Source organism: Levilactobacillus hammesii DSM 16381, from assembly GCF_001434395.1.
Taxonomy (GTDB): domain Bacteria; phylum Bacillota; class Bacilli; order Lactobacillales; family Lactobacillaceae; genus Levilactobacillus; species Levilactobacillus hammesii.
In genome coordinates this window covers 147,960-162,792 of sequence record NZ_AZFS01000061.1, presented here as the reverse complement: position 1 = coordinate 162,792, position 14,833 = coordinate 147,960, and the positions used below count along the sequence as shown (strand labels likewise).

Below are 14,833 nucleotides of genomic sequence, written 5' to 3'. Positions count from 1 at the left end.
GAGTGGGACAGAGGGCGCTTAGATCCTGAGCATTAACGTCATTAAGGTAAGAATCCCGGGTTTGGATTGTTACCTTAATGGGGTTAAGCGCAGGGATCTGCCTTCTGTCCTACGTTTCAACACCATAATGGTCAACACTAAAAATCAGCTTTTTCAGAAGTATACGCCTGAAAAAACTGATTTTTGCGTGATATCCCGGAAATCCTCACGGGACAGACAGGGGCGTTTTGGCGGGAACGGGTGTGGCCGAATCGCCACTTTATAAGGGGTTTAATCAATTCTTTCTCGTTTTTTGAAAACGGTGCTAGAATTGAAATGAAAGCGCATTACTAAGGAGTGGAATAGATGTCAGATTTTAATCGTGAAAGTTTTTCGCTTAAGGGCCAAGTGGCCATTGTAACTGGGGGTGCCCGGGGCTTAGGTAAGTTCTATACGACCGCCTTGTCCCTCTATGGCGCCGACGTCATGGTCGTCAGTCGGACACAAAATGGTTGGGAAGAGATTCGCCAGGTCGTTGAAAAGAATGGCCAGCATGTGAGTTTCTTCCAGCAAGACGTCACGGCACCGGGCGCTGCCGATAAGATTATTGACGCCACGCTGAAGGCGTTCGACCACTTTGATATCCTGGTCAACAATGCCGGGGTCATCATCAGAAATGACGTTCTCGATTACAAGGACGAGGATTGGCAAAAGGTGATTGATATCAACCTGAATGCCACCTATTACTTGGCACACGCCGCAGCTAAGGTGCTGACGAAGCAAAAGCACGGCAAGATTATTAATATCGGGTCCATGTTGTCATACCGGGCCGGTAAGTACATCTTCCCTTACACCGCTAGCAAGCACGCTGTCTTAGGATTGACGCGGGCTTACGCCGATGCCCTGGCCAAGGATAACGTGCAGGTCAATGGGTTGGCACCTGGTTATATTAGTACCGATATGACTAAGGCGTTGCAGGAAGATCCCGTCCGGGGACCAGAAATTGCGGCGCACATTCCTAGTGGCAAATGGGGTGTTCCTACCGATTTGATGGGGCCCATGATCTTTCTGGCTAGTCACGCTTCCGACTACGTGACTGGTGTGATGTTGCCCGTTGACGGCGGCTACTTACTGCGGTAATTGTGCGAGTAAGCGGTGGATACTTTCTTTTAAATAAGTAATGAGGGGCGCTGGCGCTCGGGTTATCCGAGCACCGGCGCCTAAGTATAGGGTCCACCGGCTGAAATCAATCAGCTGTTGGGTCACGGTGGGATCGAGGTAACAGTCTAGTACGGCAGTTTGCTGAAAGGCATCCTGATACTGGAGGGCCGCCGTGGGGTGAGGATGTTGGTGGAATTGCTTAATCGCGCTAGCATCGAGCGTCAGGCTGACGTTGGGCTGGGGCTGTGCGCGTTTGATGGCGGCTTCAATCTCTGCCGGTTGAAGGACCTGTTCCTTAGCGACGGGCGTGATCTGGGTGAGCTGCGCGACGGCAATCTGGGTAAAACGTTGTCGCTGTAAATCCCAGGCGTCCACGTACCATTGGTTTTGCCGACTGAAGACGTGGCGCACCCACACGGTCTGATTCTGCTTGGCCGTGGTCAAAATGAGTTGGCGGGAGGTCAGGCAGGCGTTGAGTAAGGGTTTTAGAAACGGCGGCGCGTAATCGGTCAGTTCCGTTAACTTGGGGTTACGGGGATTGGTGTGGTCAAAGACCAACAGTTCCTGTAGCGTGAGGAGGTCATCCTGCTGGGTTTGTGAGGCAATCGCGACTAATTTTTCGGTCAGCGTGTTGCGATTTTGCAAGTAGGGCAGCTGCGTATTCAGTGTGGCTAAGAAGCTGACGAAGAGGGCCTTGAGTTCCTCGCTGTTGAATTGAACCGCGGGCAGGAGCTGATTCTGTAAGACCGCGTACCCGCCGTCACGACCGACGCTGGCCGTGAGGGGCATGCCCAGTTCTTGAATCGTATTGAGGTCGCGGATGGCCGTGCTTCTGGAGATGTGAAACTGGGTCGTCAGCTCGCGAATCGTGAAGTACTGGCGATTGTTGATGTAGCGCATCATGGTATTGATTCGATCGGTTCTGTTCATAAAATCCTTCTCCTAACAGTGTCAGTTTTTGAAACTATTAGACCGTATACTGAGTTTATCATCTTAAGGAGGCCACAACAACATGGCAGATTACACGATTGAAACGAAAGCAGCGTTTACGGTTTTAGGCATTGGAACGGTTCTGACTGGCGGATTCCCTGAAATGGGCCAACAGAAGACGGCCTTCTGGCAAAAGGTCAATAGTGCACATGCTCTCGACCATCTGGCGGGGCTCAACGACTATCCTTTTGCCGTTAATGAAGCCATCAATGGTGAATTCCACTACTATGCCGGTCGCGAGGTTGCGGCTGACACGGCGGCTGGTGCCGATCAACGGTTGATTGCCTTTCCGGCCGGTAAGTACCTGGTGATTACCGCCGCGGCGCCTGACCAGATGGGGCTCTACAACACGTTGGAAGGAGCCGCTTTCGGTGAGATACTCCCCCAACTGGCCGATTACGCCTACGTGGGTGGACCCAACACGTCATGTTTGACGGGGACCGACGGCAATGGGGTTCACGGCAAGATGCTGGTTCCATTGGTTGAAAAATAAGTAAACATTGAGCGAGACGACTGTGATCCCGCTCTTTTTGTGTAAATCAGGAGGTTGTTTCACGTGAAACATGAATGGCGAAAAGCAGAGAAGGCTTGGTATTTACCCAAGCAACCGACGCGGCTAACGTTGCCGGCACTGAACTTTATCACACTGGCGGGCACGGGTGATCCCAACCAGTCTCAGTTTAGCGAACAGGTGGGGGCGTTGTACCCCGTGGCCTATGATCTACGGATGGCATTGAAGCGGGGCGAACTGGGCACCCCCTACGAATACACGGTGTACCCACTGGAAGGCGTTTGGACCACCGATGATGGTTCTAAGGGCGCGGACTTAAACAAGTCAGCGTTGCGTTACAAGATCATGATGCGTCAGCCCGATCGCTTGACGGAACAGGACTTTCAAGAAAGTCTGGCGCGGGTCATGGCGAAAAAACAGAATCCCTGGTTTGCGGCGCTCAAATGGGAAACCTTTGAAGAGGGCCAAGTTCTCCAGACTATGCATCACGGGCCTTTTGATGACGAGCCGGCCACCTTTGCCCAACTGCAAACGGTCTTGGCGGCAGAACACCTGAAGGTTATTCCCACCATGGGTGACTACTGGCACCGCGAGATCTACCTGACCGATGCCCGGCGCACGGCACCGGAGAAGGCGAAGACGGTACTGCGGTATCGGGTCGCCCCGGCTTAAGGACAGCTGAGCGGGGAAAAGGTGCGCGTCAATCGGGCTAGGTACAAATGGTAGCCCTCTGAAAAGTTATAGTACGCAAAAAAGGCCCGATTATGCGGGCCTTTTCTAATCGAAATAGAGTTAAATTAGGTGGCAATTTTCGTTATTTTCAGAAGTACGCGACCCCTTCAGATGATTCGGAAGAGTGGCGAATGGGCCTATTTTAACCACTGTAAGACTTGGTCCAGCGTCGTGGCTTCGTGGGTTGGCCGGGCAGCGGCCGTGGGTGCGGCGCTGATGCGGTTGATCCAGATGGATGGCCAGCCGAGATCGTTGGCCGGCACGATATCGCTCGGGTACCCCTCCGCAATGTGCCAGTGATTCTCAGGTGTCAGGCCGTAGTGTTCTTCGACAGCCTTGAAGAAGGCGTGGTCCGGCTTGTAGGCATGCACGTCCTCGGCCGTCCAGATATCAAAGGGTACCTCTAAAGCCGCGGCGTTGGCGGGGATGATGTCCCAACTGGAATTGGACATCATGATCAGGTGGTAGCCGCGTTGTTGCAGCGTCTTCAGGGTGGCAATCACCTCGGGGAAGGGCTTGAGACTGCGGTGCGCGATCAGCACTTCTGGGAAGTACCGCTCGAATTGATGGCGCAGGCCAAACTGATAGTCCAAGTGAATCAGGTTGTTGCGGGTAAGCAGATCGTAGTCCAGGTAGGGATGCATATGGTTGCGATCGGCCTGATAGGTCCTGAAGCGTTGGCGCGCTAGCTCTGGGTCGACGCCAATTTGACTGGCCGCTTGGGCCACCGCGTCGTAAGTCCCATCCTCGTTGAGCAGGGTGCCATAACAATCGAAGGTTAAAAATTTTATCATTATCATTGTGCTCCTCTTTTATGAAATAACGCTTCCATTATGGAACAAAAAAAGCCACCTCACAAGGTGGCTTTAATGACACGTTAACTGAAATATTTTAAGCAGTTACCCGCTGAAGTGGCGGCTTCGGCGCAGCAACTGATCAGTGTTTATTTAGCGTCGTAGGCAGCTTGGAAGATCTTGATGATGTCTTCCTTAGTTCCCTTACGAGGGTTAGAGAAGGCGTTCCCATCCTTCAAGGCGTTTTCGGCCATCAGTTCGAAGTCTTCTGGCTTAGCACCGATTTCCTTGATGGAAGCTGGGATACCAACATCTTGTGACATTTGCTTCATGGCCTTGATGGACAATTCAGCGGCATCACGCGTGGACAAACCAGTCGTGTCTTCACCCATGATTTCGGCTAATTGGGCGAAACGTTCTGGGCAGGCGATGATGTTGTATTGTTCAACGTAAGGCAACAGCAATGCACAGCAGACACCATGAGGGGCGTCGTATTGGCCACCGAGTTGGTGAGCCATGGCGTGAACGTAACCTAAGTTGGCGTTGTTGAAGGCCATCCCGGCTAACATTTCAGCTTCGACCATCTTGGTCCGAGCATCGAGGTTGTGACCGTTGGCAACGGCTTCACGTAAGGAGCCTTCGATTAACTTGATGGCTTCGATACATTGTGAGTCGGTGATTGGGTTGTGGTCAACGGACACGTATGGTTCGATGGCTTGGACGAAAGCGTCCATCCCAGTTGCGGCAGTCAGGTTCTTAGGAATGTCGAGCATCAGAGTTGGGTCGTTGAAGGAAACCAATGGGATGTTCCGCCATGAAACAACGACGAACTTCAAGTGCGTTTCTTCGTTCGTAATTACGGCGTGACGGGTTAATTCGGAACCAGTCCCGGCAGTCGTGTTAACGGCAATCAGTGGTGGTAAAGCATGGTCGAGCGTTTCGATCCCGGCTAACTTCGTGATGTCATCACCGTTAGTCAAGATGTCACCGGCACCCTTACCAGTATCATGGGCAGAGCCCCCACCAATGGTGATGATGGAGTCAGCGTTTGAGTCTTCGTATAATTTCTTAACTTCTTTGATATTCCGGATCTTAGGGTTAGGTTCAACGTTGTCGTAAACCACGTAGTCTACCCCTGCAGCTTCAAGAGAAGCAATGGTTTGTTGAACGGCACCATTTTCCATGCTTTCGAGAATCTTACCAGTCACGATGACGGGCTTCTTCATCCCCAACATCTTTGCACGTTCACCAATCTTGCTAATTACGCCAGGGCCAAAAAAGTTGACACTGGGCATAAGAAAGTCATAACTACGTTCAGCCATAATTCAATTTTCCCTCTTTCAGAAGTTTTGAAAATCCTTAGTACCAATTTCACAAAGTAATTATAACTTAGCTGATTACAGTTTGCAACCGGTTTCGCATATTTCGTCTGTTTAGGCGCGATTAATCCCCACTGAAACACTGTGGTTAAGGGATTCCTCTGATTAAAATAAAAAAATAAAATCGCCGAAATGACCGGCTTTTTGGTTAATGAAAAGTCTAACAAGTTGACTAGTCAACACGTTTGGCTGACGTCATCGTCCTTGTTTTCGGAGGCTAAAGGCGGGCTTCGCCACGTTTCTTTCACGAAAGTGGGTATAATGAAAGTATCTTGTGATGTGAGAAGGAATCAATATGAAGGATGTAGATGCTCACCGGCGTCGTGAGCAGGCTGAATGGCAAGCCCGTCAACGTGCCGAGCTGGCGAAATTGAAGGGCGCGCAACGGCACCTCTCACTCAATGTGGTGGCGTACCTGGCGATCTCGGTGATTGAATTTTATCTCGCGATTGTGGGGCACTCCCAAACGTTACGTGCGGATGCCCTGAATAACTTGTCGGGGATTATCTCGTCGGTTTTATTGATGATTGGGATTTACATCGCGCGGGACATTCACGATGATGATCTGATGGGACAACCGCTGCCGGAGGATTTGGCGAACAGTGGTCAGCGACTACAACTGACGCGGTTTCATTACGAGACCGTGTTTACCCTGATTACGGGGATCGTGATGATTGCTATTGCCGCCAGCGTCATCTACTCGGGCATTAAGAGCCTGTTACATACGGATACACAGGAAGTACCCCAGCCCATCACGCTGGTCGGGGCGGCCATCGCCACGGTCATCATGCTGGGGGTCTGGTGGTTGAACCGGCGCGCCGGTCGGGAGCTGCAGAATGCCGCGTTGACGGCCGCCGCCCAGGATAGTTTGAGTGATGCCGTGACCAGCCTGGGAACCATGGTCGCTATCGGTGGCGCATTGCTCTTCAAGCTGAGCTGGCTAGATGGTGTTGCCAGTATCTTAGTCGGGATCTTTATTCTAAGTGCCGGCGTCAAGATCTTCCGGGAGAGCAGTCTGAACCTGGCGGATTACTTCGATCCCCAGGTTGAGGAAGAGTTTCGCCAAGCAGCGGCCGCATTTCCAGCCGTCAAACAGGTGATGGAACTGAAGGCCCACTATAACGGCAACGTGGTCACCCTGGAGCTGGTGATTGCGGTGGATCCGCAGATGCGGGTTCAGGACAGTTATCGTCTGGGGGAAGAGATTGAAGCGGCTATGCGGCTGAAATTTGGTATTGTGGATACCGACGTGGTGGCAATCCCCGCAACGTCAGTTGAATAAGGTTAGTGAAAAGGCACGTGATCGCAGTGATCATGTGCCTTTTTAGAGTTGCTATCGATTGATAATTAATTTTATTATTAATAATACTTTAGCTATTAATCTATTGGTTCGGCTGAGCGGTATCTACCTTAGGATAGGTATCGGTCAAGCTGTCACCTCGCCAGCGAAGAAGGGTTCCGTGACGGTGAGGGTCTTGTCGTCAAAGTCCACTTCGGCCGATAAACCGTAAGGCAAGGCCGTGCGAGGGTAGGCGTGGCCGAAGTTGAGGTTGGCCATGATAGGGGTGTGATCATCCGCGGTTGCCGTCAACAGGGCCCGACAGTAGTCCTCATAGTAACGCTCATTCTGTGGTTTACCGGCAATGATCGCGCGAACGTTGCCCAAAATTCCCGCCGACTGGAGATTTTGGAGCATGGTGAGGTAGGCCGCTGGCGTGGGTTGTTCTTCGCTGGTTTCCAAGAAGAGAATCTTATCTTGCCACGTTGCCGGTGCTGGAAGCAGGCCGTATTTCTGGGCAATCTCGGGTTCGTCGGGATAGTGGGGATCGGTTAAGAGGCTGTTGAGACTGTCGATGCACCCACCGAGTAAGTGGCCCGTTACCTGCCCAGTTCCCCGAAGAACCTCGTAGCCCCGCGTCTCCGGATGACTGATACGTAGCGTATCCAGTGCCGCGGGTGAAAAATCCGTGCGTTCCTCGTACCAGATGGGACTGCTGATAATGGGCGTGGTGGCGGGGTTCTGCAGGTAGTGTTCAAGGGTTTGCTGCGTATAGGGCAGGAGGGTGGGACCCAGTTCGGCCAAGTCGTTTAATAGGTTGGGACCGTAATAGGTCGTGAGTCCTAATTTATAGAGCATCAAGTGATCAACAGTAGTGTCGGAGAAACCCGTGAACAGTTTTGGCTGAGCATGAACGGCCGTGATAAATTCGGGATCGCCCAGGAGATAGGGCGCTAACCGATAAGTGTCAATGCCGCCAATCGCGCAGAAGATGCCCTTAATGGTGGGATCGGTGAAGGCCGTCTTCAAATCGGCTGCCCGGGCTTCGGGATGAGCCTCTAAGTAGGACAGGCCCTGGCAGGCATGGGGCATGGTGACTGGAATCAGGCCGAGTTCACGGAGTCGTTGTTGACCACGTTTCAGTTCGTGCGCGGCAAAGGACTCGCCGAGGACGCCACTGGAGAGACTCACGATGGCGACCCGGTCGCCGGGCTTCAGGGCTGGTGGTTTGAGCATAAGCAGACCTCCTAGGGGATAAATTGCATTTATTATACACGTTTTACAGAGGAACATACGGTTTTGATGAAAAACAATGGCGTCAATGTCATGGTTACCAAAAGGTGCCTACTCCCCAAAACGATACTTTTGCGGTAAACTAAGAAAAAATGCTGGGAGGTCATCACGTGAAGAAGTTGTATAACAATGGTGTTGAAGCCACGTTGGGGGTCATTAGTGGTAAGTGGAAGCCGCAATTGCTGTGCCATCTGGGCAATCGGCCGCAGCGAACGTGTGACCTGCGTCAGGCATTACCGACTATTTCACAAAAAGTGCTCACGCAACAGTTGCGTGAGCTGGAAGCGGATGCCATTATTACGCGGCGCGTGTATGGCGAACGAGCCCCGTTCAAGGTGGTCTATGAACTGACCGATCTGGGACGTTCACTGGGCCAAATCCTGATTCAGATGTCTCTGTGGGGCGAACAACGGGCAACCCAGTTACCCGACATGGAGATTCGCAATGATCATGCGGGTTTCACTCATATTTTAGAGAATTAATGGAAGGTACTTTAAAGTGCCTTCTTTTTTTATTGGTCGCATGCTCGTAAGCTAAGTGATGTTGAGGAGGTGGCCGATGGAACCAACATGTCGAGGACTACAAGCAACGCGAGCGATGGTGACCCAACCGATACAGTGGCAGTTACTGTTGCTGTTAGCGGAACAGGCGCAGACGCCGGGCCAACTGTTGCGGCAGATACCGCTGCACCACCATGGTCGTTGTTGGCTGGGACTGTTGCAGCTCCAACGTCACCAACTCGTGATGTTTCACATGAAACAATGGCGCTGGTCGTTGACCGCCGCGGGAGAAACGCTCCGGCCCATTTTAAGTGCAATTCAAACGTGTTCGCAAATTCAGGAAGGTGGAAATACTGATGACACATAAATTTATGGCACCCTATACTTTTGAAAATGGCATGACGCTGAAGAACCGCGTGGTCATGTCCCCTACGACGACCATGTCTAGCTTCTACGATGGTCATGTCACAAACGATGAGATTGCCTATTATGGCGCTCGTTCCGGTGGTCTGGGCATGATTGTGGGCGAAGTCGCCAACGTGATTGCCAGTGGCAAGGGATTTGAAGGCGAAGTGTCGATTGCCAATGACAGTGATATTGCGGGGCTGAGCGAGTTAGCTCATGCCATGAAACGCAACGGCACCAAGGCCGTGCTTCAGATTTTCCATGCTGGCCGGAAGTCTAATGATAAGATTCTGCGTGGCAACCAACCGGTCAGTGCCAGTGCCGTTAAGGCCGTATTTCCCGCTGATTCGCAGACACCACGTGAACTAACCGCTGCCGAAATCGATGAGATCATCGTGGCGTTTGGTGACGCAACGCGGCGGGCCATTGCCGCCGGTTTTGATGGGGTTGAGCTTCACGGCGCTAACACCTACCTGTTGCAGCAGTTCTTTTCCCCGAACTCAAATCGGCGTGACGATCAGTGGGGCGGCGATCGCGATGACCGAATGGCCTTTGCTAAGGCCGTGATTGCCAGTGTCCACGCAGCCATTGACCAGTATGCCGATCGCCCCTTCTTGCTGGGTTACCGTATTTCACCGGAAGAAATTGAGACGCCAGGGATTCGGTTGGCCGATACGTTAGCCTTCGTCGATATGCTGGGAGATTCCGTGGTGGATTACGTCCACACCTCGATGGGGTCTGCTCAGCGGACGTCCTTGAATGACAAGGCGGACCATGAGCCGATCATGACGAAGCTGGTGGCCCAGTTAGCCGGACGCAAGCCGCTGATTGGTGTGGGTTCCGTGGAAACGCCGGCGGATGCCGATGGCGTTTTGGCCATGGGTGCTGATTTTGTCGCTATGGGGCGTGAGATGATTCGCGAACCTCAATGGATGGAAAAGGTGATTGATGGGGATGAAGCCAGCATTCGTTACCAACTCTCACCGAGTGAAATGACGGAATTGCAGATTCCACGAGCTATGCAAGACTACCTGAAGGGTGCCTTCTACAGCGTGATGCACTTTACGACCGATCCGGAGACCGCGGCTGATTATCAGAATCAGGCGGCCCCAATGGAAGGTTTTGAAAAGAAGATGTAGGAAAAGAGTGGGACAGAGGGCGCTTAGATCCTGAGCATTAACGTCATTAAGGTAAGAATCCTGGGCTTGGATTGTTACCTTAATGGGGTTAAGCGCAGGGATCTGCCCTCTGTCCCACGTTTCGGCACCATAATGGCAAAAAAATGGTTTTTGAGTGATGTCCCGGCACCAATGAAAAGCGACATAGAAAAGGCCTCAGAACGCGTGCGTTCCGGGGCCTTTGTCATACCTAATAGTTTTTTGAGTTTGAGGATAGTCACTCGAATTATTAATTTATTCATTATTAATGTTAACTGGCTAATGATTATTATTAATAATGTATGCTGAACACGGACCTGCTTTATCAAGAAAAAAAGTCCACAGCACGTTGTGGACTTGAATGCAGTTTACCTTTAGTGACTGACCGCCGTTTTTCGTTGAAGATCGGACGGGATAAAACTATCGGGTTCATGATTCTCCATCAAAGCGGCGTAGTGATCGACTTTGAAATTGATGGTGGCCAGGTGTTGCTGAAGATCCTTAATCTCCTGTAACGTTTGGGCCTGTTGTTCCTTCATCATTTCGTAGCGTTCGGGAACGGTTTCGTCACCATCCTGTGCGAGGGCGAGGTAGTGTTTGATGCGGGCGACCGACATGCCCGTTGCACGTAGGCAAACGATGATGTTCAGCCACTCAAGGTCACTGTCCTCAAAGACCCGATTGTTATTCTCATCGCGCTGGACAAATGGCAACATCCCGTGCTCGTGGTAATAGCGAATGCTATAAGTAGAGATGCCCATTTTTTCGGCGACTTCATGAATGGTATACGACATTGACTTTTCCTCCTTGCGGAACTCACCTTCGAGTAACTCGAAGCAATTGTTCATTATCATACGGGAAAGCAACCCAAACCGCAAGCATTTAGGCTTCGCAGCGGGCCTGGGGATGGTTGCGGCCGATGATAGATCAGTGGTTGAGTAATCAGACGATGGAACTATATACGAATTTAATGACGATATTTATATAGAATATTCGTGAATATAGAAATAAAGATGGACTTAAGTCATCCCATACCGTATGATGAAGAAGAAATACGAATAAACCGTTTCTAATGGGGAGGAAATGATTATGCACTGGATAGCCGATTTGTTAGCGGCCATCGGGGTAGTCTTAAACGGCATTCCACAAGGAATTATGGCGATGTCGCTCGGTTTTGCAATTTTTCCAACAATGTTTTCGTTTATTTTTGCATCGGCGGTGAACGGGGCCTTTGGGGCCGTTGCCCCGTTGTCGTTTCAGGCGGAGTCGCTGGCCTTAACGGGAAAGCTAGGCCACAATCTACGCGAACGGACCTCGATTATTTTAGGTGGCTCGATCGTGATGCTGCTGATTGGGGTCACCGGGACGCTGACCAAGATCGTTGACGTCTTGGGTAATGGCATTATGGCCGGGATGATGGCCGGTGTCGGCATCATGCTGGCCAAGATTGCCCTGAGTATGGCCAAAGACGAGCAACTTACGGGATGGCTGTCGGTCGCGCTTGCCGCGGTCACCTACCTGATCACCAAGGACTTGGTGTGGACCATTGTGGTTTCGGTGGTGGGCTCCAGTCTAGCGGCGGTCTTTGTGCAACACTACCGCGCGGAACTGCCGGAACACGTCACCGCACGGCGCTTTATTTTCACCAAGCCAACCGTGAACGTTCGTGTGGTTCGTGGTGCGCTGAGTCTGGCCTGCCTGAATATCGGGGCCAACATTTCATACGGCTTGATTACGGGCCAGATGACGGGGCAGAAGCCCAATCCGGTTGATCTCAACTTGCTGACGATTACGCAGTCGATTGCGGACATGGGGACCAGTTTATTGGGTGGTGCACCGGTTGAAGCGATCATTTCGGCGACGGCAAGCGCACCGGAACCAGTGGTAGCCGGAATCATGATGATGTTAATCATGGCCGGCATCCTGGCAGTGGGTTGGTTACCCAAGTTGGGGAAGTATGTGCCGAGCGCGTCCATTGCCGGGTTCCTCTTTATTCTGGGTGCGGTGGTGATCTTCCCGGTTAATGCGGGGCTGGCCCTCCAAGGCCCAACCGCCACGATCGCGGCGATCACGTTAGTTATTACGGCGGTGGCCGATCCGTTTGCCGGTTTGCTTGCAGGGGCCATCTTGAAGTTTGGTTTGCCACTCTTGGGATTGGGGGTCTAATTCGTGAAAACTTATGAACTTAAGGTGGGGCCGTTGACGCGCCACTTACCGATTTTACCAATTAGCGAGGACTTGGCGATTGCCTCCTTCGTGTTGCTGGGCGATGCTGAACTGACGGACTATGCGGCGCAAGCCCTGGCCAAAAGACTACCAGCCGAGTTCGATTATTTTGTGACGCTGGAAAGCAAAGGCATTCCGTTGGCCCAAGAACTCAGTCGGGTGACGAACCATCCGCAGTTCGTGGTTTTACGTAAGAGCATGAAGGACTACATGATGGCGCCCCTGACGATTCCGGTCAAAGCCATCACCACCAGTGCGCCGCAACAGTTGGTGCTCGATGGCGCCGACGCGGATCGATTGGTGGCCAAGAAGGTCGTTATCGTCGACGACGTCATCAGCAGTGGCGGATCGTTGCGTGCGGCTAAGGCGTTGATTGAAAAAGCGGGTGCCACGGTGGTTGGTCAGATGGCAATCCTAGCGGAAGGCGACGCGGTAGACCGGCCGGACATTGCATTTCTGGCAGAGCTGCCACTGTTTCCGCTATAGCCTATTGGGTTATGTCTAAAAAATTAAACAAACTTGAAAAGCGAATGGCCGCTCCCCGATTTGAAACACGGGGCGGCCATTTTTGTCCCTGTCAGCAGGTGAGCGAACGTGAAACGGTGAAAAGGCGGGGGTCAGCGGCTGACTTGCCCTAAACTCGTGGGAAAAAGTGGTCAGGTTTTCATGAAGTCAGGAATCGAGAATCCGAATGAAACCCTGATAGCTCAAGGGGTATCGACTGATAAGTTGTGAGCGATGGTTTATAGCCTCCCATTAGTTTATTTTCTTAAATTAACGTGAGGCGTTGCTCTTTTGGCTGCTTTCATTAAAATATTTTTTAAAACCAGTCGCTCACATTGGAATTAAAAATAAACGCCAATGAATGTCGCTTTCATAAATAATTAATCCTACTGAAACCGATAATAAGGATCCCTTCGTCCTCTTGAAATGTAATCGCTTCCTGATATACTTCAGGGTGATTAGTTTATTTTTTTAAATTTATGTTTGAAGGAGATGCCTCATTTATGGAAAATAGTCAGCCAAAACGCGCCATAAGACCAATTGGTCAAATCGGCGTGGGTGAAAAGGTTGGTTTTGGACTTGGGGACTTTGCTTGTAATTTGATCTATGCCAGCTTGTCCAGTTATCTCTTGTTCTTCTATACCAATGTCTTCGGTTTGGGTGCCGCTGCCGCTTCGCTGTTGTTCTTGGTCGTTCGTTTTATCGATGCGTTTAGTGATCCAATCATTGGGTTCTTCGTGGATAAGTCGAATACCCGCTGGGGGAAGTACCGGCCATTCCTGCTATATGGCGCGATTCCCTTTGCCATTTTAGCCGTTCTCTGTTTCACGGTACCGAGTTTTGGTGGGGTCGGCAAGTTAGCTTACGCCTACGTCACTTACATTCTGTTATCGATCTGCTACACCTTCGTTAACGTGCCTTACGGGAGCTTAACGTCCGCTATGACCAACGACCAACAAGAATCCGTGAGTCTGACGACGTACCGGACCTTCTTAGCCAACGTGGGTCAAGTCATCGTAGCCTTCTTCGTGCCATTTCTGGCCGATATCTTCACGAAGAGCATGGGCGCTGCTAAAGGTTGGCAGTTGACCATGGTCATCATGGGGGTCATGGGTGGCCTGTTACTCTGGGGTTGTTTCTTCTCCACGAACGAACGGGTTAAGGTCCCGGCTTCACATACGAAGATTAAAGTCAAAGATGTCTTCGAACAGTTATTACATAATCGTCCTTTAGTGGTTCTCTGCATCTTCTTCTTTGTCATCTACGGGGTTAAGTCCATCGTCAGTTCCACGGGGATTTACTACGTGACCTACTACGTCGGCCGGGCCGATTTGGTGAAGTGGTACTCCTTAGCCGGGACGTTACCAGCCCTGGCTTTCATTCCCGCAATTCCTTGGTTAGCCAACCACATGACCAAGTTCCAATTGATCATCGTTTCCGTGGCCGCCGATATCTTAGGGATGGTTGGTCTGTTCTTCGCCAAGCCCGAATGGATCGTCTGGATCTTCATTTCTCGGGGGATTGCTTCAGTTGGTAACGGGATGATTTCCGCCTACATGTGGGCCCTGATTCCCGAAACGGTTGAATATGGGGAATACAAGACGAACAAACGAATGGGTGGTGTCATCTACGCCATTATTGGTTTCGTGTTCAAGTGTGGGAACGCCTTAGGTGGGATGATTCCTGGCCTGGTTCTTTCCGCAACGGGGTACGTGGCCGTGGCCCAACACCAGACCGCTGGCGCCCTTCACGGGATTGTCATTGCGACGACGGTTGTCCCAATCATCATTTACTTCATCGCTATTTTCTCCATGAAGTTCTACAATTTGGATAAGGAAACGTACAAACGGATTTCTGCCGAATTAAAGGAACGGAACGCCAAGGAATTAGCTGAAGAAGCCGCTGAAAACGAAAAATAGGAGT

The 14,833-nt window shown here is 51.4% G+C and carries 15 protein-coding genes; 10 read left to right on the top strand and 5 right to left on the bottom strand.

All coding sequences use genetic code 11. The features are described from left to right. The first annotated feature begins 345 nt into the window (after positions 1-345). Positions 346-1,119, top strand: coding sequence for an SDR family oxidoreductase (locus tag FD28_RS09525; RefSeq protein ID WP_057734813.1), 774 nt, complete (start codon positions 346-348; stop codon positions 1,117-1,119). On the opposite strand, the gene FD28_RS09520 is transcribed toward FD28_RS09525, so the two are convergent. After that, on the bottom strand, positions 1,108-2,070 hold the full coding sequence (locus FD28_RS09520) for a helix-turn-helix transcriptional regulator (RefSeq protein ID WP_057734812.1): 963 nt from the start codon (positions 2,068-2,070) through the stop codon (positions 1,108-1,110). The two genes, FD28_RS09525 and FD28_RS09520, sit on opposite strands and share 12 nt — an antisense overlap. Positions 2,071-2,152: 82 nt before the next feature. Here FD28_RS09520 and FD28_RS09515 point away from each other — a divergent pair, with 82 nt between their 5' ends. Both FD28_RS09515 and FD28_RS09510 read left to right on the top strand, forming a co-directional pair. Beyond that, on the top strand, positions 2,153-2,623 hold the full coding sequence (locus FD28_RS09515) for an effector binding domain-containing protein (protein ID WP_057734811.1): 471 nt from the start codon (positions 2,153-2,155) through the stop codon (positions 2,621-2,623). A gap of 63 nt (positions 2,624-2,686) precedes the next feature. Next, positions 2,687-3,313, top strand: coding sequence for a GyrI-like domain-containing protein (locus tag FD28_RS09510; RefSeq protein WP_057734810.1), 627 nt, complete (start codon positions 2,687-2,689; stop codon positions 3,311-3,313). Between the two features lie 197 nt (positions 3,314-3,510). Here FD28_RS09510 and FD28_RS09505 read toward each other — a convergent pair whose 3' ends face one another. After that, the gene (locus FD28_RS09505) at positions 3,511-4,167 is read right to left on the bottom strand and encodes an HAD-IA family hydrolase (protein ID WP_057734809.1); all 657 of its coding nucleotides are present in this window, start codon (positions 4,165-4,167) and stop codon (positions 3,511-3,513) included. A 149-nt stretch (positions 4,168-4,316) separates the two neighbouring features. Continuing rightward, on the bottom strand, positions 4,317-5,489 hold the full coding sequence (locus FD28_RS09500; RefSeq protein ID WP_057734808.1) for an iron-containing alcohol dehydrogenase: 1,173 nt from the start codon (positions 5,487-5,489) through the stop codon (positions 4,317-4,319). A gap of 352 nt (positions 5,490-5,841) precedes the next feature. Here FD28_RS09500 and FD28_RS09495 point away from each other — a divergent pair, with 352 nt between their 5' ends. Then, complete coding sequence (locus FD28_RS09495; protein ID WP_057734807.1) at positions 5,842-6,828, top strand: cation diffusion facilitator family transporter; 987 nt, start codon at positions 5,842-5,844, stop codon at positions 6,826-6,828. A gap of 144 nt (positions 6,829-6,972) precedes the next feature. Here FD28_RS09495 and FD28_RS09490 read toward each other — a convergent pair whose 3' ends face one another. Continuing rightward, positions 6,973-8,061, bottom strand: a complete 1,089-nt coding sequence (locus FD28_RS09490; RefSeq protein ID WP_057734806.1) for a S66 family peptidase — start codon at positions 8,059-8,061, stop codon at positions 6,973-6,975. 167 nt (positions 8,062-8,228) lie between these two features. On the opposite strand from FD28_RS09490, the gene FD28_RS09485 reads away from it, so the two are divergent. From FD28_RS09485 to FD28_RS09475, 3 genes are all read left to right on the top strand, one after another. Further along, positions 8,229-8,600, top strand: a complete 372-nt coding sequence (locus tag FD28_RS09485; protein ID WP_057734805.1) for a winged helix-turn-helix transcriptional regulator — start codon at positions 8,229-8,231, stop codon at positions 8,598-8,600. Positions 8,601-8,676: 76 nt separating this feature from the next. Beyond that, positions 8,677-8,985, top strand: a complete 309-nt coding sequence (locus tag FD28_RS09480) for a hypothetical protein (protein WP_057734804.1) — start codon at positions 8,677-8,679, stop codon at positions 8,983-8,985. Beyond that, positions 8,975-10,162 carry an NADH-dependent flavin oxidoreductase gene (locus FD28_RS09475; protein ID WP_057734803.1) on the top strand — a complete coding sequence of 396 codons (1,188 nt, stop codon included), beginning with the start codon at positions 8,975-8,977 and terminating at the stop codon, positions 10,160-10,162. The genes FD28_RS09480 and FD28_RS09475 overlap by 11 nt, the downstream gene beginning before the upstream one ends. Positions 10,163-10,554: 392 nt before the next feature. Here FD28_RS09475 and FD28_RS09470 read toward each other — a convergent pair whose 3' ends face one another. Then, positions 10,555-10,974: a MerR family transcriptional regulator gene (locus FD28_RS09470; protein WP_057734802.1), complete on the bottom strand. Its 420-nt coding sequence runs from the start codon at positions 10,972-10,974 to the stop codon at positions 10,555-10,557. Between the two features lie 295 nt (positions 10,975-11,269). Here FD28_RS09470 and FD28_RS09465 point away from each other — a divergent pair, with 295 nt between their 5' ends. From FD28_RS09465 to FD28_RS09455, 3 genes are all read left to right on the top strand, one after another. Further along, positions 11,270-12,346 carry a hypothetical protein gene (locus FD28_RS09465; protein WP_057734801.1) on the top strand — a complete coding sequence of 359 codons (1,077 nt, stop codon included), beginning with the start codon at positions 11,270-11,272 and terminating at the stop codon, positions 12,344-12,346. 3 nt (positions 12,347-12,349) lie between these two features. Further along, on the top strand, positions 12,350-12,892 hold the full coding sequence (locus FD28_RS09460; protein WP_057734800.1) for a phosphoribosyltransferase family protein: 543 nt from the start codon (positions 12,350-12,352) through the stop codon (positions 12,890-12,892). A gap of 521 nt (positions 12,893-13,413) precedes the next feature. Beyond that, entirely contained in the window at positions 13,414-14,829 is a 1,416-nt protein-coding gene (locus tag FD28_RS09455) for a glycoside-pentoside-hexuronide (GPH):cation symporter (protein WP_057734799.1), read from the top strand. Positions 14,830-14,833: the final 4 nt, after the last annotated feature.